We start from the raw sequence: 20,494 nt of genomic DNA, 5'->3' as shown, positions 1-20,494 counted from the left end.
AAAATATGTATAACACATTATACCTGATTGTTATTCAACACGTAAAATTGTACCTTTGCACTAAATTTTAAGGGACACCATTTCAATGAAGCTGAACGTAGATTACCAGGAAAAATTCCAGCAAAGGCACATAGCGCCAAACCAGGCAGATACCGATAAAATGTTAAAAACCATCGGTGTAAATACGCTTGATGAATTGATAGACGAGACCGTACCGGCCAAAATACGATTGAAAAATCCGTTGAATTTGCCGGCCGCTAAAAGCGAGTTTGATTACCTGAATACGCTTAAACAAACAGCTTCAAAAAACAAAGTGTTTAAATCGTATATCGGCCAGGGGTATTATGATGTAATTGTGCCGGGTGTTATACAGCGTAACATCCTTGAAAACCCTGGATGGTACACCCAATACACGCCTTACCAGGCTGAGATTGCACAGGGCCGTTTACAGGCGCTGTTAAACTTCCAAACTATGGTTATTGATTTAACCGGGATGGAAATTGCCAACGCATCGTTATTGGATGAAGGCACCGCTGCTGCTGAGGCGATGTTTATGCAGTACAGCTTGCGTAAAAATAACGCGGCCAACGTTTTCTTTGTATCTGAAGAACTGTTCCCGCAAACCATTGATATTTTAAAAACCCGCAGCGAGCCTTACGGCATAAAACTGCAAATTGGCGACCACCGCACCGTACAATTAACCGACGATATGTTTGGTGCCATTGTACAATACCCTGCTGGTAACGGCCAGGTTTATAACTATACCGATTTTGCTGCCGCACTGCATGATAAAGGCATTAAACTAACCGTTGTTGCCGATATTATGAGCCTTATCCTGTTAACCCCTCCGGGTGAATGGGGTGCGGATATCGTTGTTGGAAGTACCCAGCGCTTTGGCGTGCCAATGGGCTTTGGCGGACCGCACGCAGCATTTTTTGCCACAAAAGAAGAATATAAACGCTCTATCCCAGGCCGTATCATTGGTGTAACCATCGATAGCGCGGGTAACTACGCTTTGCGTATGGCATTGCAAACCCGCGAGCAGCACATCCGCAGGGATAAGGCAACCTCAAATATTTGTACTGCGCAGGCTTTATTGGCTATTATGGCCGGTATGTACGCGGTATACCACGGGCCGCAAGGCTTAAAATTAATAGCCGAAAGAATCCACGGCTTAACCGTGTTGCTGGCAAACTCTTTAAAAGAGCTTGGTTATGAGCAATTAAATGATACTTATTTTGATACCATTAAAGTTGAGCTTGGCGTATTGGCCGGCCCGGTAAAATCAGAAGCATTAAATAATGAGCTTAACCTTAATTATAAAGGTACGGTAGCTACCATCTCCATTGATGAAACTACCTCACCTGAGGATATCAAAACCATTGTACGTTTCTTTGCTAAGGTGAAAGGTAAAACCCTTGCCGATGCAAACTTCGAAACTTTGAAAGGTAATGTAGAGGGTATTATCCCCGCTGAACTGCAACGTACATCGGCTTACTTAACACACGGCTTGTTTAACTCGCACCATTCTGAACATGAGATGCTGCGTTACATCAAATCGCTGGAAGCAAAAGACCTTTCACTTTGCCACTCGATGATCGCTTTAGGTTCATGTACCATGAAACTGAATGCAACTACCGAGATGGTACCGGTTACCTGGGCCGAGTTTAGTAAAATGCATCCTTTTGCACCAACCGACCAGGTTGGCGGCTACATGCAGCTATTTGATGAGCTAAACCGCTGGTTAAGCGAAATTACCGGTTTTGCGGCCATGAGCTTACAGCCAAATGCAGGCGCACAAGGCGAATACGCAGGCCTGATGGTTATTCGCGCTTATCATAACGACAGGGGCGACCATCATCGTAATATAGCGCTTATCCCATCATCAGCACACGGTACCAACCCCGCATCAGCGGCTATGGCCGGCATGAAAATAGTTGTGGTAAAATGCGACGATAACGGTAACATTGACGTTGCTGATATGAAGGCCAAAGCCGAGCAATACAAAAACGAACTTTCGTGCCTGATGGTAACTTATCCGTCAACCCACGGCGTGTTCGAGGAAAGCATTATCGAGATTTGCGAAATTATCCATGCGAATGGTGGCCAGGTTTATATGGATGGCGCTAACATGAACGCGCAGGTAGGCTTAACCAGCCCGGCTAATATTGGTGCCGATGTTTGCCACCTTAATTTACACAAAACCTTCTGTATACCGCACGGCGGCGGCGGCCCGGGCATGGGCCCAATTGGCGTAGCTAAACACCTGGTGCCTTACTTACCAGGGCATGCTGTGGTTGATATTGATAATGGCAAAGCCATCCACGCGGTATCTGCCGCACCATGGGGTTCTGCATCTATCCTGATCATATCACATGCATATATTGCTATGATGGGCGCCGACGGTTTAACTAATGCAACCCGCTACGCTATACTAAACGCAAACTATATTAAAACACGCTTAAAAGATCATTACAACGTATTGTACACCGGCGCTAAAGGCCGTTGTGCGCACGAAATGATATTGGATTGCCGTTCGTTTAAAACATTTGGCGTTGAGGTTACCGATATTGCCAAGCGTTTAATGGATTATGGTTTCCACGCGCCAACAGTATCGTTCCCGGTTGCGGGTACGGTGATGATCGAACCAACCGAATCTGAACCAAAACACGAGCTTGACCGTTTCTGCGATGCCATGATCTCTATCCGTCATGAAATTATGGATGTAGAGAATGGCGTATCTGATAAAACAGATAACCCGCTTAAGAACGCGCCACATACCGCTGCTGTCATTACCGGCAACGAGTGGGAGCATCCATACACCCGCCAAAAAGCGGCTTACCCGCTGCCTTATGTAGCGGCATATAAATTCTGGCCATCTGTTGGCAGGGTTAATGATACTTACGGCGACAGAACGCTGATTTGTTCATGCCCGCCGCTAACCGATTACGAGTTTGAAGAAAGTGAAGTAACAACCCCCGAATACGGAACGTGATAAACAGAGAAAGGCAATCAGCAATGATTGCCTTTTTGCTAATATGTAACTGCAACGTGTAACAAAATGGTCAAATTATCGTAAACCAAACAGTTGGCGGTATAAGAACTAAAAATAGCTGCATTACGTAATTAAAATAATGTGTGGTTAACGGTTGCCCCCTATAACTTTACAAAAAAAACAACGTTACAACCTGTAGGAATATAACCTTTTAATTTGCAATTCCGTATAAATAGATATGAGCCCTAATAACGACAAGACAGTAAGCGTTTTATTGGTTGACGACGACGAAATAAACAACTTTATATCTATAAAGCTGATCAAGAAGGCTTTGACCAATTCTGATATTATGGCATGCCTTAATGGGAAATTTGCGATAGATCAACTGGCTGATATACAGCGTAAAGACCCGGAAAAATTGCCGGATTATATATTGCTGGATATTAATATGCCGATCATGAACGGGTGGGAATTTTTAGATGAGTACAAGCGCCTTAACCTCGACCCTTTAGGGAAAAGTAAGATCTACATTATCTCTTCATCCGTATTTAGTAACGATATTAATAAGGCGCGTTCATACCCCCTTGTTAAAGATTTTATATCAAAACCGCTAAACGTTGAAAAAATTAAAGAACTTTTTGGCGTATCGCAATATTAAACCGCGGTTACGGTAAATACCTCGTCCTGGTAGTTAACCGTGCCAATAGCTGTAGCTCTGGCATGATAAAACAAACAGATATCCCCCTCTGAAGCCGCTTTTTTGCCATATTGTATCCGCAATTCGGCAGAGCGGTGCCCATCATAGTCGTACTTAGCTACAAACTTTCTTATTAATTGCTCGGGTTCGGGCAGTTCATCACCACCAAAAAAAACTTTAGTACCTTCCAGGTCTATCCAAAATACCTGGTGAAATTTACTGTGCCCAGCAGATAGCTCATACTTAATGCCTGGCTTGTATTCGCCGCTACCCTCAACAAAATCAATTTTAGCGCTGGCTTGCAGGGCCTCAAAAATTTCTTTATGATATGATGTTGAAGCCCCCGACAGGCCAAACGTAAACTCATCGCGCTGGATAACATGTGTAGCCTGCGGGAAGCTGGGTTCCAGTTTGCCGTTACGCTCTACAACCAAACCGCCCGAGTGGTCATAATGCAGGTGCGACATTAAAACCAGGGTAACATCCTCCGGATCGAACCCCGCATTGCGGATATGTTGGTGTAAAAGCAGTTCGTCGCGGGTATCTTTATAACCAAGGCCTGCATCAAGTACTATCAGGTCATCGGCGGTTTTTATCAGAAATGGGTTTACATGGATGAATAGGGAGCCGGGACGGTCTCTTTTACTATCGGTTTCGGGGTTAAAAGGAATGAATTTTTTAGTGGCATCAACCGAGTACGAGCCTTCGCCCAGCGCAAAAATTTCCATAAATATGATATTTGCTGCAAATATAACCTACAGAAATTAAGCAGGCGAAAATTGGCGAATTAAGGCCGTTTTTTGACGAAAATGTAACGTTTTAAAGTTTAATACGTCTGTTAAATGAAGGCTGTTCTAACCGGTTTGGATGATCATGGCAAATAGAACAGAAAAATATTTTAAATAAAATTTTGATATACGAAAACTATCGTACATATTTGTACGAAGAAATTCGTATAACTTTTATAACATGGATTTGAAACCGACAGAAAGCGAACTTGAGATATTGCAAGTGATTTGGAAAAAGGGACAGTGCAGCGTTCGTGATGTTCATGAAGAACTGGCAAAAAATAAAGATTCGGGCTATACCACAACCCTAAAACTAATGCAGATAATGCATGAAAAAGGTTTGGTTGAGCGCGATACCAACGCCAAAACACATCTATATAAAGCACTGATAAGCAGGGAGCAAGCGCAGCAAGGCGCGCTTGATAAAATTTTATCAACAGTGTTTAAAGGGTCAACGTCTGACCTGGTGATACAGGCCCTGGGCCAGCACCGGGCATCAAAAGATGAAATAGACGCAATAAAGAATTTTTTAGATCAGTTTGAGGGTAGAGATTAACATTTGTGGTTAGAGATTGGGTAAGCAATTTGAGTTTAGAATTTAGCTTTCAATACAATGGAAAATATACTATATAACATCAGCCAGGTTTTAGGGATAACCATCATACACTCATTGTGGCAGGGCTTACTTATTTACTTCCTGTTAAGGGTGGTGTTATTGCTGGCGTCGGGGCTTACTGCTTCAAAAAAATACCTGATGGCAGTAAGCAGCCTGCTTGCTATTACCGGATGGTTTGCCTATACGCTTATCCACGAGATACAATTGTACGATTGGCTTGCCAAGCCGGCTAACTCAGCTAATATGCCTTTACTGGCAGCTTTTCCAAATATTCAACAATTAGGAAATCAAACAATCCGATACTATTATAATATTGAAAAATATCTGCCATATGTAACCGCTGTATATGTTTTAGGTTTAATGCTTAATATGGCAAGGGTTGTACTGGCACACAGAAAGATCCGCACCATTAAGCGCACCATGAGCCTGGGTGTACAGTTACAACAGCAAATAGGCAGTTTTGCCAAAAAGCTTGATATCACTAAAACGGTAAGGGTAGGCTTTAGCCAAATGGTTGACGTGCCCTGCATTGTAGGCTTTTTAAAACCTGTAATACTGCTGCCCGTTACCTTATCTACCTACCTGGAAGCCGAAGAAATTGAAGCCATATTAATGCACGAACTGGCTCATATTAAACGTAACGACTACCTTATTAACCTGCTGCAGCAAGTTGTAACCACGTTGTTATTTTTTAATCCGTGCGTATTACTTATCAATAAAATAATTGGGGAAGAACGTGAAAACAGCTGCGACGATTTAGTTGTAGACAGCACAAAAGCCCCCGTTGTTTATGCGAAAGCTTTATTCAAATTAGAGCAGAACCGCCAAAATGAATTGCAGTTAGCGCTGGCTGTAACAGGCAAAAAGTATCAATTATTAAACCGAATCGAAAGAATCATGAAAACAAAAAAACAAATGCCAAGCATTAGGCCAACAGTAGTGGCTATGCTTATACTAACTATAGGCATTAGCGGTTTAGCACTGCTTAATCCCGAAATTGCGCAGGGTAAAATATCTGTAAAGGCCATAACCCCCGAAGTAATAAAAAGCTTAATCACCGATACCATCCCGGCAAAAAAAGCTGTAAAGGCAAAAAGAACTGCCGAAAAAGCAGCGGCCAAAAACCGGGAAATTACCACAACAAAGATCAAAGCAGAAATAGCTGCAACCAGGGCAAATAACAGGAATACTTACCGCTACGGAAGTTATACCTTTAACGAAGGAATAGATGACCCGCAATTAGAAAAACTGAGCAAGGAGGTTGAACGCCATGGAGATGCTATCAGTAAATATTATGATAGCCCCGAATTTAAAGCCAAAAGCGAAGAAATGGATAAGCTGGGTAAACAAATTGATGCCTTTTATAATAGCCCCGAGATAAAACAAGCAACCGCCGACCAGGAAAAAGCCGCTGCTGAATATGAGAAGATTTGGGGTGGAAGAAGTGCTGATATGGAAAAAACAGGCAAACAAATGGAGGGTTTAGGTAAAAAGATAGAAACCTATTTTAATGCCCCTGAATTTAAAGCATTAAACGATAAGCTGAAGAAAAAATATGGTATAAGTAGCGACGGATATTATGATAGCCGTGATGAAAACTATAAAAAATACCAGGCAGAATTAGATCAGAATTTATCACCTGAAATAAAGGAAACAACCGCTAAAATGAGGAAATTGGGCGAGCAAATGCGTGGCCTGAGCAATAGCCCCGATGCGGTAAAACAGCGCGAAGCTATGCTAACTGCAAGCGAAAGTATACGCAAAATTTATAATAACCCCGATATTAAGGCAACGCAGGAAAGAATGCGCAAAATTGGCGAAGAAATGCGCAATTATACAGGTAACCCGGATATGAAGAGAGAGAAAGAAGAACTGCGTGCCGCTTCAGAGAAATTAAGGGCTTATACCCAATCGCCGGAATTTAAAAAGAAGGTTGCAGAGTTCAGAAAAACGCACCCGTCTAACGTTTATTATTGGGATAACAAGGATGCGAAGGAGTATGTGGAAAGGCCACAGGCACCCGAAAAGCCCGAAGCACCCGAAAAACCTGAGAATAATTAAGTATTAGTGAGTGGTTGATTAAGTTGAGTAGTGAATAGGTTAGAGCCATTCACCAATCAACTTAATCAACCATTCTCCAATGCAAATCCTATTAAAATTAGTAATTTAGTATCCTCAAAAAAAGGATACTTTTTTTATGCTTCAAAAGTTAACCATACAAAATTACGCGCTTATAGATAACCTCGAGATCAATTTTGATAAGGGGCTTAATATACTTACCGGCGAAACGGGTGCGGGTAAATCAATTATTTTAGGGGCCCTGTCGCTTATATTAGGGCAGCGTGCCGAGAGCCGTTACTTTTTTAATCAGCAAAAAAAATGTGTGATAGAAGGCTCTTTTAAAATTGCCGATTTTCATCTGAAGAACTTTTTTGAGGATAACGACCTCGACTACGAGGGCGAAACTGTTTTACGGCGCGAGATTTCGGCCGATGGCAAATCGCGCGCGTTTGTGAACGATACCCCGGTTAATCTTACCCAAATCAAAAATCTGGGCGAAAAGCTGATAGACATCCATTCGCAACATGCCACCCGCGAAATTAACGACCCGGAGTTTCAATTACTGGTTGTTGATGGTGTAGCAGGTCATCACGAGTTGTTGGGTAGTTATCAAACCAAATATCGCGCATATAAAAAGTCTCTTAAACAGCTTGATGAGCTTATAACACAAAACGATAAAGCCAAAGCCGATCTTGACTACTACCAGTTTCAGTTTGATGAACTTGAAAAGGCCGGCATAGCTGCCGATGAGCAGGAGGGGCTTGAAAAGGAACTCGCCACACTTACCAATGCCGAAGAAATAAAACGTAACCTGCTGGGCGCACATTACCTGATGCATGAGGGCGAAACATCTGCCATTATACAACTGCGCGAGGCGGGGCAGCAGCTATCAACCATAGAACAATACAACCCGGGTGTAGAAGAGCTGCACAAGCGCTTAAAAAGCACCCTCATCGAGCTGAAAGATATAGCCGCCGAAGTTGAAGATATAGAACAACGCACTTTTACAAATGAGGCCCGCGCCGAAGAGGTGAATACCCGCTTAAGCATGTTATATAACCTGCAAAAAAAGCACCGGGTAAATAGCAATGCCGAGTTGTTGGCCATCCAGGAGGACCTGTCGGACAAAATTCAGCAGGCAGTGTTTGGCGATGAAGCGGTAGAAAAGTTGCAAAAGCAAATTAGTGCCGATAGGGATGAACTGGCAGGCATCGCTAATAAACTATCGGCTAACCGTAGTAAAGCTATCCCTGTTATTCGGCAAAAGGTATTGGCCAACCTAACCGAAATGGGCATGAGTAATTCTGCTTTAGAGATTGAGCAAGCGCCGCTGGCAGATTTAGGTGCTACAGGTATTGATGCTATCCGCTTTATGTTTTCGGCCAACAAAGGTCATGCACTGGCCGATATGAGCAAGGTGGCATCGGGAGGGGAATTAAGCAGGTTAATGCTCAGCATCAAATCAATCATAGCCGAGTATACCGCCCTGCCAACTATTATTTTTGACGAGATAGATACAGGCGTTAGCGGCGAAGTGGCCAACAAGGTAGGGCAGGTAATGGAACGCCTGTCAAATAACCTGCAGGTAATAACTATAACCCACCTGCCGCAAATTGCTGGTAAAGGCCAAAGCCATTACTTTGTTTATAAGGACGATGCTGAATCGGTTACTAAAACCCGTATAAAAAAGCTGAGTGTTGAAGAGCGTGTGCAAGAAATTGCCAAAATGTTAAGCGGCGATAACCCCGGCGAAAGTGCCCTGCAAAATGCAAGGGAACTGTTAGGTATTTAAGATGTTGTATTTTTAGAATTACGATTTGGCCTGCAATCTAAAATCGTAATTCTAAAATTGTAAATAAAACATAACTTTGCCCCACTTATAAAACTAAAAACAATGGCTTACAATTTATTAAAAGGTAAAAAGGGAATTATTTTTGGTGCGCTAAATGAGCAATCAATAGCCTGGAAGGTGGCGCAACGCTGCCACGAAGAAGGTGCCGAAATAGTTTTAACCAACTCGCCGCTGGCATTACGCATGGGCGAACTGAATAAACTTGCAGAGGAATGTAATGCCCCTGTTATACCGGCTGATGTAACCAGCAACGAAGATGTAACCAACCTGTTCACCAAAAGCATGGAACATTTTGGCGGCGGTGTTGATTTTGTGCTTCACTCGATAGGGATGAGCATTAACGTTCGTAAAGGCATCCATTATACCGACAACAACTACGAGTTTACCCACAAGGGGCTTGATATATCGGCACTAAGCTTTCATCGCGTGTTGCAAACAGCTATGAAACTTGATGCTATAAACGAATGGGGATCTGTATTGGCGCTAACTTACATTGCCGCGCAGCGTGTATTCCCTGATTATAATGATATGGCCGATAACAAGGCTTACCTGGAAAGCATTGCACGTAACTTTGGTTACCAGTACGGCGTTAAAAAACACGTACGAATCAATACGGTATCGCAATCGCCAACACGCACAACTGCAGGTAACGGTGTAAAAGGGTTCGACGGTTTTATTAACTATGCTGAGAAGATGAGCCCGCTGGGTAATGCTGATGCCGACCAGTGCGCTGATTACTGTGTGAGCCTATTTAGCGACCTTACCAAAATGGTAACCATGCAGAATTTGTTTCATGATGGCGGTTTCTCGTTCACAGGCGTAACCCAGGCCGTGATTGAGCAAATGGAGAAATAATAATTCCATTCCCTATATGTCATACTGAGTTTTCGAAGCATTGGCTTGCTAAGTCTTTGAGAAGCTCATGCCAACATATTCATTAACGCAAAAGGCCTTCGGATATCCGAAGGCCTTTTGTTTTAATATAGTGTTTTAGTCTACCAACACAACTTTTAAATTAAGGGTAGGTGGCTTTGGGGTGATAGAGTTACCATCACTGTTTTGTGCGTCTAAATAAACATGGCCGCCGGTATAGGTAAAACGGTAAGAAATACCGCCATACACAGAAGGCAAAGCTTCATATTCGCCATTTCCTAGGTCGTTATAAACAAGCACCGCTCCATTGTTATCGAAGTAGCTATCAATTTCAGGCATTGAAACGTCAGCGGAGTAAGTAAAGCCACCATCAGTTGTGGTCCAATTAGTAGCTTTAGGGAAAAATGTTTGAGCGCCCGGCGCAACAATGGTTTCTTTTTTACATGAGGCAGCTGTAAGAGTAATAACGGCTACGCATAGGATAGATAATAATTTTTTCATATGTGATTTGTTTTTTGGCCATAAACCTGTTATGACAACTATCATAACGGTTAATAACGTGTTTTTGTATGTAAGAACAAATATCATGCAAAAGGTTTAAACAACTAAAAAATTAGTTATCTTTATTTTTTATGAAACGTTTACTCTTACTCATCTTTTTATTGCCGCTTACCTGTTTTGCCCAAATCACCATTACGGGTAAACTTACAAACGCAACAGATAAAAGCCCTGTAGCTGATGCCAGCGTGTTTTTGAGCAACGCAACAGTGGGTAATAAATCTGCTGCCGACGGTACCTTTATATTACGGCATGTAAAACCGGGGCAGTACGAACTGGTGGTAACCGTGCTCGGGTTCGAAACGTATCGCCAAATGGTTATGGCCGCAGGCGAGAACCTGGTGCTGCCTGATATTAAACTAACGCCAAAAACAAATCAGCTTAAAGAAGTGGTTATAAAACCCGACCCCGATTGGGCATGGAAGTATGATGTTTTTAAGCGGGAGTTTTTAGGCTCGTCGGAATTGGCGAAAGAGTGTAAAATTTTAAACCCCGAGATGGTTGACCTGGAGTATGATAAAGCTACGCGAACACTAACAGGCTCATCATACGATTTTTTGGAGGTAGAGAATAAGGCCCTGGGCTATAAGGTTAAATATCTGTTATCCAAATTTATCAAAAATAACAAATCGGGGCTGTTGTATTTTGAAGGGTCAACTTTATTTGAGGAAATGAAAGGCACGCCCAAGCAGCATCGCCGCTGGTTAAAAAACCGATTGATAGCTTACGAGGGCTCGTCGATGCATTTTTTGCGGGCTGTGGTAGGTGATAATGTAGAAGGCAATGGCTTTAAGGTATTAAGGCTGATAAGAAAACCAAACCCCGGTTATAACGGCTTTAACGATAAGTATTTTCAAACCCTGGTAAATGTACCGTTAAAAACTACTGAGTATACCTCCATTACAGATGTAAAAGGCATGTTCGCTTTAAAATTTACCGATTGTTTATATTTAATGTACACCAAAAAGCGCGACAATAGCCCGGATAATAAGGTGATACAATTAACAATGCCAAATTATTTAACCACCATACTATCTTTTGAGGAGCCTTACACGCTGTTTGATAGTAACGGTGTTATACAAAACCCGGCAAGTATAAATTTTGAAGGCAATTGGGGTAAAAATCGTGTTGCAGAAATGTTACCGGTTGATTATTCGCCAGAAGAAAAGTAATTGTATATTTAGGCATACTAACCTATGAAACACCTGTTATTACTGTAATGATTATGAAGTACCTGGGTTTACTATTGTTTTTATTGCCTTATACCTGCTTTGCGCAATTAACCATTAAGGGCAAAGTTATTAGTGAAGCCGATGGTAAGCCCATACCCTATGCCAGTGTATTCCTGAACAACGAAACCATCGGCACCAAATCTGCCGATGATGGATCGTTTGTATTGAAAAATTTAAACGCTGGCCAGCACGATCTGATAGTGAGTGTAGTGGGATACGAGGGTTATCATAAAACCTTGATGGTAAATACCAATGTTGAATTGCCGGATATTAAACTACTACCTAAAACCCTGATATTGGGTGAGGTGAAGATAGGGGTTGATGCCAAACGCGAAAAAAAGCTAAAAGAATTTAAAGAGCAGTTTTTGGGTACATCGGCCTATGCCAGCCAGTGCGAGATCCTTAATCCCGAGGTTTTAGATTTAAAATACAACCGCGACGAAAGAATCCTTACCGGTAATTCCGACGATTTTCTGGAGATTGCCAATAACGCCCTGGGCTATAAGCTAAAATACCTGATAGCCAATTTTGTGATGGATAAGCACGAAAGCAAGCTAACCTATGAAGGATCGGTGTTGTTTGAGGAAATGGAGGGCTCCGATTTTCAGTTAAAGCAATGGAAAAAAAACCGCAGGGATGTTTACTTTGGTTCAACAATGCATTTTTTGCGTGAGGTATTAGCCAACCGTGTGGATAGCAATTATGCTGTAGAGAGTAAAAGGATCATCAGTAGCTATTCAACAAGCAAAGGGTTCGCATCTAACCGCCGCGAATCAAGTGATGTATTGCGCACTGTTGATTATGTACACCCTACCGAAAAGCCCGGCATATTTGCATTGGGCTACAATACCAATCTGGATGTATTTTACAAACCACGAACAGCAAATGGCAAGGCAGCAAAAGTACACCCACAGTATGCAACCGTAAGCTTTACCGACCCATACCTGTACTTTGATACCAACGGTACTATTTTAAACCCTATGGGTGCTGTTTTTAGCTACGCCTGGGGCAATAGCCGGGTAGCACAGCTACTACCAATAGATTACTGGCCGGATGGGAAGTGATATCATTAATGTATTTATAAAACAAAAAGCCCGCTTACAATTTGCAAGCGGGCTTTGTATTTTAAGAAGAAGTAATTACTTCTGTTCTTCTTCTTCTTTTGGCTTAACGTCGTCGTTCTTTTTGTCGATCACCTTTATCTCGTTGGTTTCTTTGTCAAAATCAACCATCAGGGTATCGCCCTCGGTTAGTTCGCCTTTCAGTATCTCTTCGGCAATTGGGTCTTCCAGGTATTTCTGGATGGCGCGTTTAAGCGGCCTTGCACCAAACTGCGAGTCGTAACCTTTTTCGGCGATGAACTCTTTGGCAGCTTCGGTCAACTCAATTTTGTAACCCAGGCTATTTACACGGCCAAACAAGAAACCTAATTCGATATCGATGATCTTAAAGATCTCGTCTTTACCTAACGAGTTAAACACAATAACATCATCAATACGGTTCAAAAACTCAGGGGCGAAAGCGCGTTTTAGAGCGTTCTCTATCACACCACGTGAGTGTGAATCGGCCTGTGTTGTTTTTGCAGCTGTACTGAAACCAACGCCCTGGCCAAAATCTTTCAGCTGGCGTGCACCGATGTTAGATGTCATGATGATGATGGTGTTCCTGAAATCAACCTTGCGGCCTAATGAATCAGTTAACTGGCCTTCATCCAATACCTGCAGGAGTATGTTAAATACATCCGGATGGGCTTTCTCTATCTCATCCAGTAATACTACCGCGTAAGGTTTGCGGCGTACCTTTTCGGTAAGCTGCCCGCCTTCTTCATAACCCACATAACCCGGAGGCGCACCCACCAAACGTGATACCGCGAATTTCTCCATGTACTCGCTCATATCAATCTGTATCAGCGCGTCTTCGGTATCAAACATAAAGCGTGCAAGCTCTTTGGCAAGCTCGGTTTTACCCACGCCGGTAGGGCCCAAGAATATGAACGAGCCTATAGGCTTTTTAGGGTCTTTTAAGCCCGCTCTGGTACGTTGTATAGCCCTTGTAAGCTTTTTAATGGCATCGTCCTGGCCAATAATTTTGTTGCCTATGGTTTCGCCCATGGCTAATAATTTGGCACTGTCTGCCTGGCCAACACGTTGTACCGGTATACCGGTCATCATGCTTACCACTTCGGCAACGTTATCTTCGGTTACGGTGTAACGTTTTGATTTTGTTTCGGCTTCCCAAACCGCTTTGGCCTGGTCAAGCTCTTCAAGCAAATGTTTCTCGGTATCGCGCAATTTGGCCGCTTCCTCATATTTTTGGCTGCGAACCACCTTGTTCTTCTCGATCTTGATCTGCTCAATTTTTTGCTCGATATCCAAAATTTCCTGCGGAACGTGGATATTGGTGAGGTGGACACGTGAGCCAGATTCGTCCAGGGCATCAATAGCCTTGTCTGGTAAAAACCTGTCGGTGATGTAACGTGTAGTTAAAGCAACGCAGGCGTTAATAGCCTCGTCGGTATAAGTTACACCGTGGTGCTCTTCGTATTTCTCTTTAATGCGGTTAAGTATTTCAACAGTTTCATCAGGTGTGGCCGGTTCAACCATTACCTTTTGGAAACGGCGGTCTAAAGCGCCGTCTTTCTCGATGTACTGGCGGTACTCATCTAATGTTGTTGCGCCAATGCACTGGATCTCGCCACGTGCCAAAGCTGGTTTAAACATATTTGATGCATCAAGCGAGCCCGATGCGCCTCCTGCGCCAACTATAGTATGTATCTCGTCAATAAATAAAATTACATCCGGTGATTTTTCAAGCTCGTTCATCACGGCCTTCATACGCTCTTCAAACTGGCCACGGTATTTGGTACCTGCAACAAGCGATGCAAGATCAAGCGTAACCACGCGTTTGTTAAACAACACACGCGATACTTTACGCTGTACAATACGCAATGCCAGGCCTTCGGCAATGGCACTTTTACCAACCCCCGGCTCACCTATCAGGATAGGGTTGTTCTTTTTACGGCGCGATAATATTTGCGATACACGTTCAATTTCTTTTTCACGGCCTACTATAGGGTCAAGCTTGCCTTCTTCGGCAGCTTTTGTAAGGTCGCGGCCAAAATTGTCAAGTACCGGTGTTTTTGATTTGATGTCAGAAACTTTTTTAGGCTGAGTGAATGAATCGTCTTCTTTAAAGTCGTCATCACCACCTGTTGATGAACCCGGCATTTCGTCGGTAACATCGTTTTTATTGGCTTCCACTTCGCTTTTAAATACTTCGTAGTTAACATTAAACTGCATCAGTATCTGCGAAGCAATGTTATCCTCATCGCGCAGGATAGAAAGCAGCAAATGCTCGGTTCCTATCACATCGCTTTTAAAGATCTTGGCTTCAAGGTAAGTTATTTTCAAAACCTTTTCGGCCTGTTTGGTTAACGGGATACTGCCAATATGTACATTAGTGCCAATTGTTCCTTTTACAGCATCCTCAACAGCACGGCGTAGTTTAGCGGTATCAACGGTTAGCCCTTTTAATAGTTTAATTGCCACACCATCGCCATCGCGAATAAGGCCAAGCAAAAGGTGTTCAGTACCAATATAATCATGGCCAAGGCGCAACGCCTCCTCCCTGCTGTACTGTATCACATCCTTAACCCGTGGCGAAAATTTAGCTTCCATATATACCTTTCTGATTATGATCGTCCTAATCTATAAATTTGTTTTTATCTGTCAAGGCGATTGTTATAACATTTATCAACAATATTGCCAACTTTTTAGCTTTACCGTAAACAGACAATTTAATGATATAAGGCCTGTTAAAATTAAACTAAAACAACCGGGATTTTATTCCTGAAACCCACAAAACGCCTTGAGTACTAATATTAAATGGTTAAACTGTTATTATTTGATACGATGATCATCAAATAGTTTAACCCGGTTACGAGTTATATTAATCTATTATAATAAGCAGGGCAAATAGTCACTCTATATATGACAATACGGCATGCCTGGTGGAAAGGTTGCTGCAAATACCTGCGCCTTTAACAAACCAAGCGATTTACATTGAAAGATACAAATTAAGTGATGAATTAATGATGAAAAAGTTATGGAATTGACACCATAATTGCATCTATGTTAAAAACGCTCAAAATATGAAATGGTTGTTAATTAGTTTGTTGGCTACAATTGCTGTAAAGGCAAATGCACAAAATAATATATTGCTACCCAATCCCCGCGAAAGAACGCCTGCACCGTTAATTGTGTTCATAGATTCGGTAAAGATGGATAGTAATTCAGGTATGAATTATTTAAGTTGGCTCGATCCGAATGACATTTTAAACATTTTTGTAAAAAAGGATAAAGTATATCAACAAGGAGCCATTTATATTACTCTGAAAAAGCACAATACGCTTGTAGATCTTCTAAAAGATAAACGTATGTCGCTAAATGATATTTTGATTGCAAACCTTTCCGAAAATAAAGGGAATAAATCAATACTATATTTTATAGATGAAAAGTTAATAACAGATACATTGGGAGTTCGCATTCCCTCTAAATACGTAAAAAAAGTAACAATAATTAAAGCGGAAGAAATGCCGTACTTTAAGTCGGCCTTTCCAGATACTATATTGATGATGATTTCAACAAAGCCGCCTGTAGTATATATAAGGTGAACGTAAATGTCACTTACTATTTGAATACTGAATTGCCTTACTAATTTCAGGTTTATATTCTTAAGGCATTTCTGAAATCATATATTTGCTCTCCCTAAGCAGAAATACGTAAAATTTATGGCAGACGAAAAGATCATATTTTCAATGGCAGGGGTAAGCAAAGTTTACCCACCTCAAAAAACAGTATTAAAAAATATTTACCTGTCGTTTTTTTACGGCGCTAAAATTGGTGTTATCGGCTTAAACGGTTCGGGTAAATCATCATTGTTGAAAATTATTGCAGGTATTGATAAGACAAATATAGGCGAAGTGGTTTTTTCGCCGGGTTATACTGTTGGCTACCTGAGCCAGGAGCCAGAACTTGACCCCGACAAAACCGTTAAGGAAATTGTTGAAGAGGGGGTGGCCGCTACCACTGCACTGCTTAAAGAATACGAAGACATCAACGAGAAATTCGGACTGGAAGAATATTATAGCGATGCCGATAAAATGGATAAGCTGATGGCCCGCCAGGGCGAGCTGCAGGATCAGATCGATGCTGTTAACGCCTGGGAGCTTGATACCAAATTAGAACGCGCTATGGATGCCCTGCGATGCCCTGAGCCGGATACGAAGATTTCGGTACTATCGGGTGGTGAGCGCCGCCGCGTGGCTTTATGCCGCCTGCTTTTACAGGAACCGGATGTTTTATTGCTTGATGAGCCTACCAACCACTTAGATGCCGAATCTATCGACTGGTTGGAGCAGCACCTTAAACAATATAAAGGGACAGTTATAGCGGTAACACACGATAGGTATTTCCTGGATAATGTTGCCGGCTGGATACTGGAACTTGACCGTGGCGAAGGCTTACCATGGAAGGGGAATTACTCGTCATGGCTTGAACAAAAATCAAAACGTTTAGCACAGGAAGAGAAAACCGAGAGCAAACGCCAGAAAACCCTGGAGCGTGAGCTGGAATGGGTGCGTATGGGCGCTAAAGGCCGCCATGCAAAGGGAAAGGCACGTCTGTCAAACTACGAGAAACTGGCATCGGAAGAAACAAAGGAAAGGGAAGAAAAACTGGAGCTGTTTATCCCGCCGGGCCCGCGTTTGGGTAATATCGTTATCGAGGCCAATGGCGTTACCAAGGCTTATGGCGATAAGGTGTTATTTGAAAACCTTAACTTCTCGTTACCACCTGCGGGTATAGTAGGTATCATTGGCCCTAATGGTGCGGGTAAAACTACACTGTTCCGCCTGATAACCGGGCAGGATAAGCCGGATGCAGGTACTTTCCGTGTAGGCGATACGGTTGCCCTGGGTTATGTTGACCAGATGCATGACGACCTTGACCCCAATAAATCTGTTTGGGAAAACGTGACTGACGGATTGGATAATATTATGGTAGGTAACCGCCCGCTAAATTCGCGCGCTTATGTATCCAAGTTCAATTTTAACGGTGCCGATCAGCAGAAAAAAGTTGGTGTGTTATCGGGTGGTGAACGTAACCGCGTACATTTAGCCATCACGCTTAAAAAAGGATCGAATGTGTTACTGCTGGATGAGCCGACCAATGATATCGACGTAAATACATTACGATCATTAGAGGAAGCTTTAGAAAACTTTGGCGGCTGCGCGGTAATTATCAGCCACGACCGTTGGTTCCTGGATAGGGTTTGTACCCACATCCTGGCCTTTGAGGGTAATTCGCAGGTTTACTTTTTTGAGGGTAACTACAGCGACTATGAGGAAAACTATAAGAAACGTGTTGGCGATGTAACACCCAAAAGGCTTAAGTATAAAAAGCTTACGGTGTAAGTTAGAGTTAAGACACAAGAATCAAGATACAAGAAAGCCCGGTTGCGTAAGCAACCGGGCTTTCTTGTATGCATAACTCCCCGCGCTTCATTGCGAAGAGCGTAGCGATGTGGCAATCCTCGACATGCTTGTAGCCTACTGTTCTATCGAAGATTGCCACGCTATCGCTCGCAATGACGGGTATTATACTTTCAACGCAGGGTACTTCCTTTTATAAACCCTAAACGCCATCCAAATACCTACACCCGCTAATATCAATACCCACAAATTAGCAATGCCAAGTATTAGTTCGGTAAATAAATACCAGCCATTGCTTATTGCCATTAGCAGCCTGTTAAAGAAAGGCATTTTGTATGCCGATGGGTCGTCATTAGCAATGCGTTCTTTATAAATGGTGTTGCTTTGGTAAAAGTTAAGGCTTACTACGCTAAAGTTTACCGCCTCGTCAATTTTTTGATTGCTGATCTGCCCGTCAATCATATCATCCTTTAACCACAATACAGCTTCGGGGTCCTTAATTTTTATTTTACCGGTTTTTTGCTGGGCAACCATTTCTCGGCGGTTCTTTAGTTTTAACTTCGCCGACAGGTAATCCAGCGATTTATCCTCAATATCCATTTTGCGCGCTGTTACATAAATGCCCATGTGGCTTACATGGTTCATAAAGTCTTCCAGCTTTTCTGATGGGATCTTCACCGTCATATCGGCGGTGGTGTTAAACGCCGATACCCGCATAACCGAATCGTTGCTCAGCCTGATATCCTCACTGCGCTCAATTGATGAACCCATCTGGTGATGTATCACTAACCCATTTAATTTAGCTGTTATGTGTGCAATAGAATCGCCGGTTTGCTGCACGCTTTTCACCTTAAAACTCATGTCGGCTGTTTTTACCAGTTTTGGTTTGGCGTCGGCCAAGGTGTCACTCGCGCTGCTAACGCTTGCTGTATCGGCACTGCTGCTGTTGTTTGCAATTTCATAACTGCCATTCCTGCCTTTACAGGCTGCGAGCAGGGCTATACCTGCTATCGCGATAAAGATCTTTACTTTCATAATTGTTGATTTATTGGGTTAGTATTGATACCAATCACCAATCAATAGTAACCCGGTTAATTTTTGATAATCAAAATGTTACAAAGGGAGAGAGGCCGGATATTAAATAACAAAAGACGGAAAAAGCCCGGTTGCGTAAGCAGCCGGGCTATCTTGTTATCCCCGCCCATCAGGCAGTTACAACTTATCTGACAGGCTTTGCCGGATGCTTTTCTTTCAGGAATTTTAGCACCTGCGGAAAAAAATCGGCGAAATCCTTGTACTTATTGCTGTTGAGATAATTAGTATAAATAAACGGGGTGAGTTCATCTACATAAATAAAATCGCTTAAAATTTCTTTAGCTATCTGGCGTTTGTACAAACGTTCGGTACGGTATTTTTTGTAAAGCGCTGCTGTAATTGACCGCACCATGTTCTCATCAAAGCAATATCGCCATGTGCCAATATTATTGCGCTTCATTCCGTCATCATCCTTATTAAACAGGTATTCCATTTCATCAATTTGTTTTTGGTACTTGCTTATTAACGCGTTAATGTAAACATGGCTGCCCTCATGCCAAACCAGGTTCTCAAAATCCCTGAATTCAAAAACAGGGTCTGCATCTGCCTTGCCATTCCTGTTAAAATAACCGGTATTGTACACCAGCAGATCAGAAAACTGGGGGTTTAAAGTTTTCGTCATAATAGCATGTGATCCCCAGCTATTCAACGGATCGATACAGATATACCATTTTGCATCGGCTTTATATTTATAAAAATCCTCCAAATTTTTTATGTACTGGCCCGAGTCTACCTTAAGTTTTAACTCGTTACCCCATTTGGTATAACGGGGTATATGTTGCTGGTAAAAGTCCCAAAATTTGGTATCATTAAAAAAGTCGCGGCAAAGTTTTATATATTCCAGCGTATTTTCTTTCCCGTTAAATTTATACCAGTTTATATCGCTATCCGGCTCATGGATCTTTATGTTGGGGAAATCGCTCATGCACCAGCCAAGTTCTACCATATCGGTATACACCTGTTTAAAAGAAGCAGCTTTTTTAACAGCGGGGTGGTCTTTGTATTTTTCAAAATATGCCATTACTTCTGTAGTATAGGCAGATGGGTTTGGTTTGGGATACTGATCGGCAAGTATTTGTACAATGGTAAACAGTTCAACCCCTGGATGAACGGTTACGGTTAGCTTTTCCTGGCATACTGCAAACAAAGGCAGTAAAAAAAGCAGACTGGCAATTATTGATCTTTTCATTTTTTTGTGATATGATTTGATCACAAATGTGAATGCTTACCAACTATG

General features: G+C 42.4%; 15 protein-coding genes. 10 read left to right on the top strand and 5 right to left on the bottom strand.

Going from position 1 to position 20,494, the window contains the following annotated elements:
• The first annotated feature begins 85 nt into the window (after nt 1-85).
• Together gcvP and IDJ75_RS19680 are read left to right on the top strand one after the other, a co-directional pair.
• Entirely contained in the window at nt 86-2,995 is a 2,910-nt protein-coding gene (gcvP, locus tag IDJ75_RS19685) for an aminomethyl-transferring glycine dehydrogenase (protein ID WP_191177369.1), read from the top strand.
• Between the two features lie 238 nt (nt 2,996-3,233).
• Complete coding sequence (locus IDJ75_RS19680; protein ID WP_191177368.1) at nt 3,234-3,653, top strand: response regulator; 420 nt, start codon at nt 3,234-3,236, stop codon at nt 3,651-3,653.
• On the opposite strand, the gene IDJ75_RS19675 is transcribed toward IDJ75_RS19680, so the two are convergent.
• Nucleotides 3,650-4,420 (bottom strand): MBL fold metallo-hydrolase, encoded by a 771-nt coding sequence (locus tag IDJ75_RS19675; protein ID WP_191177367.1) that lies wholly within the window; start codon nt 4,418-4,420, stop codon nt 3,650-3,652. The genes IDJ75_RS19680 and IDJ75_RS19675 overlap by 4 nt on opposite strands.
• A gap of 241 nt (nt 4,421-4,661) precedes the next feature.
• Between IDJ75_RS19675 and IDJ75_RS19670 the strand changes: the two genes are divergently transcribed.
• From IDJ75_RS19670 to IDJ75_RS19655, 4 genes are all read left to right on the top strand, one after another.
• Nucleotides 4,662-5,036, top strand: coding sequence for a BlaI/MecI/CopY family transcriptional regulator (locus tag IDJ75_RS19670; RefSeq protein ID WP_191177366.1), 375 nt, complete (start codon nt 4,662-4,664; stop codon nt 5,034-5,036).
• A 57-nt stretch (nt 5,037-5,093) separates the two neighbouring features.
• Nucleotides 5,094-7,157 (top strand): M56 family metallopeptidase, encoded by a 2,064-nt coding sequence (locus IDJ75_RS19665; protein ID WP_191177365.1) that lies wholly within the window; start codon nt 5,094-5,096, stop codon nt 7,155-7,157.
• A 136-nt stretch (nt 7,158-7,293) separates the two neighbouring features.
• Complete coding sequence (gene recN, locus IDJ75_RS19660; protein WP_191177364.1) at nt 7,294-8,949, top strand: DNA repair protein RecN; 1,656 nt, start codon at nt 7,294-7,296, stop codon at nt 8,947-8,949.
• A 102-nt stretch (nt 8,950-9,051) separates the two neighbouring features.
• Nucleotides 9,052-9,864, top strand: a complete 813-nt coding sequence (locus tag IDJ75_RS19655) for an enoyl-ACP reductase FabI (protein WP_191177363.1) — start codon at nt 9,052-9,054, stop codon at nt 9,862-9,864.
• A gap of 135 nt (nt 9,865-9,999) precedes the next feature.
• On the opposite strand, the gene IDJ75_RS19650 is transcribed toward IDJ75_RS19655, so the two are convergent.
• Nucleotides 10,000-10,383: a hypothetical protein gene (locus IDJ75_RS19650; RefSeq protein ID WP_191177362.1), complete on the bottom strand. Its 384-nt coding sequence runs from the start codon at nt 10,381-10,383 to the stop codon at nt 10,000-10,002.
• A gap of 131 nt (nt 10,384-10,514) precedes the next feature.
• On the opposite strand from IDJ75_RS19650, the gene IDJ75_RS19645 reads away from it, so the two are divergent.
• Both IDJ75_RS19645 and IDJ75_RS19640 read left to right on the top strand, forming a co-directional pair.
• A complete protein-coding gene (locus tag IDJ75_RS19645) occupies nt 10,515-11,612 on the top strand; it encodes a carboxypeptidase-like regulatory domain-containing protein (RefSeq protein ID WP_191177361.1) in 1,098 nt (365 codons plus the stop codon).
• 53 nt (nt 11,613-11,665) lie between these two features.
• Entirely contained in the window at nt 11,666-12,736 is a 1,071-nt protein-coding gene (locus IDJ75_RS19640; protein ID WP_191177360.1) for a carboxypeptidase-like regulatory domain-containing protein, read from the top strand.
• Between the two features lie 75 nt (nt 12,737-12,811).
• Here the strand turns inward: IDJ75_RS19640 and IDJ75_RS19635 are convergent, their stop codons facing one another.
• Entirely contained in the window at nt 12,812-15,349 is a 2,538-nt protein-coding gene (locus tag IDJ75_RS19635) for an ATP-dependent Clp protease ATP-binding subunit (protein WP_191177359.1), read from the bottom strand.
• 473 nt (nt 15,350-15,822) lie between these two features.
• On the opposite strand from IDJ75_RS19635, the gene IDJ75_RS19630 reads away from it, so the two are divergent.
• Entirely contained in the window at nt 15,823-16,344 is a 522-nt protein-coding gene (locus tag IDJ75_RS19630) for a hypothetical protein (protein ID WP_191177358.1), read from the top strand.
• Nucleotides 16,345-16,461: 117 nt separating this feature from the next.
• Nucleotides 16,462-18,144 (top strand): energy-dependent translational throttle protein EttA, encoded by a 1,683-nt coding sequence (gene ettA, locus IDJ75_RS19625; RefSeq protein ID WP_191177357.1) that lies wholly within the window; start codon nt 16,462-16,464, stop codon nt 18,142-18,144.
• Nucleotides 18,145-18,327: 183 nt separating this feature from the next.
• Here the strand turns inward: ettA and IDJ75_RS19620 are convergent, their stop codons facing one another.
• Both IDJ75_RS19620 and IDJ75_RS19615 read right to left on the bottom strand, forming a co-directional pair.
• Nucleotides 18,328-19,197 (bottom strand): DUF4349 domain-containing protein, encoded by an 870-nt coding sequence (locus IDJ75_RS19620; protein ID WP_191177356.1) that lies wholly within the window; start codon nt 19,195-19,197, stop codon nt 18,328-18,330.
• A gap of 184 nt (nt 19,198-19,381) precedes the next feature.
• A complete protein-coding gene (locus tag IDJ75_RS19615; RefSeq protein ID WP_191177355.1) occupies nt 19,382-20,446 on the bottom strand; it encodes a DUF4932 domain-containing protein in 1,065 nt (354 codons plus the stop codon).
• Between the last annotated feature and the right edge of the window lie 48 nt (nt 20,447-20,494).

The organism is Mucilaginibacter rigui (assembly GCF_014773275.1).
Taxonomy (GTDB): Bacteria; Bacteroidota; Bacteroidia; order Sphingobacteriales; family Sphingobacteriaceae; genus Mucilaginibacter; species Mucilaginibacter rigui_A.
This window is presented reverse-complemented; position numbering and strand designations above follow the sequence as displayed.

Bases quoted from the DNA above. Each gene is read 5' to 3' on its own strand.
- IDJ75_RS19655 (WP_191177363.1), top strand. From the start codon at position 9,052: ATGGCTTACAATTTATTAAAAGGTAAAAAGGGAATTATTTTTGGTGCG.
- IDJ75_RS19635 (WP_191177359.1), bottom strand. From the start codon at position 15,349: ATGGAAGCTAAATTTTCGCCACGGGTTAAGGATGTGATACAGTACAGC.
- recN (WP_191177364.1), top strand. From the start codon at position 7,294: ATGCTTCAAAAGTTAACCATACAAAATTACGCGCTTATAGATAACCTC.
- IDJ75_RS19630 (WP_191177358.1), top strand. From the start codon at position 15,823: ATGAAATGGTTGTTAATTAGTTTGTTGGCTACAATTGCTGTAAAGGCA.
- IDJ75_RS19670 (WP_191177366.1), top strand. From the start codon at position 4,662: ATGGATTTGAAACCGACAGAAAGCGAACTTGAGATATTGCAAGTGATT.
- IDJ75_RS19640 (WP_191177360.1), top strand. From the start codon at position 11,666: ATGAAGTACCTGGGTTTACTATTGTTTTTATTGCCTTATACCTGCTTT.
- IDJ75_RS19650 (WP_191177362.1), bottom strand. From the start codon at position 10,383: ATGAAAAAATTATTATCTATCCTATGCGTAGCCGTTATTACTCTTACA.
- IDJ75_RS19620 (WP_191177356.1), bottom strand. From the start codon at position 19,197: ATGAAAGTAAAGATCTTTATCGCGATAGCAGGTATAGCCCTGCTCGCA.
- gcvP (WP_191177369.1), top strand. From the start codon at position 86: ATGAAGCTGAACGTAGATTACCAGGAAAAATTCCAGCAAAGGCACATA.
- IDJ75_RS19645 (WP_191177361.1), top strand. From the start codon at position 10,515: ATGAAACGTTTACTCTTACTCATCTTTTTATTGCCGCTTACCTGTTTT.
- IDJ75_RS19680 (WP_191177368.1), top strand. From the start codon at position 3,234: ATGAGCCCTAATAACGACAAGACAGTAAGCGTTTTATTGGTTGACGAC.
- IDJ75_RS19665 (WP_191177365.1), top strand. From the start codon at position 5,094: ATGGAAAATATACTATATAACATCAGCCAGGTTTTAGGGATAACCATC.
- ettA (WP_191177357.1), top strand. From the start codon at position 16,462: ATGGCAGACGAAAAGATCATATTTTCAATGGCAGGGGTAAGCAAAGTT.
- IDJ75_RS19675 (WP_191177367.1), bottom strand. From the start codon at position 4,420: ATGGAAATTTTTGCGCTGGGCGAAGGCTCGTACTCGGTTGATGCCACT.
- IDJ75_RS19615 (WP_191177355.1), bottom strand. From the start codon at position 20,446: ATGAAAAGATCAATAATTGCCAGTCTGCTTTTTTTACTGCCTTTGTTT.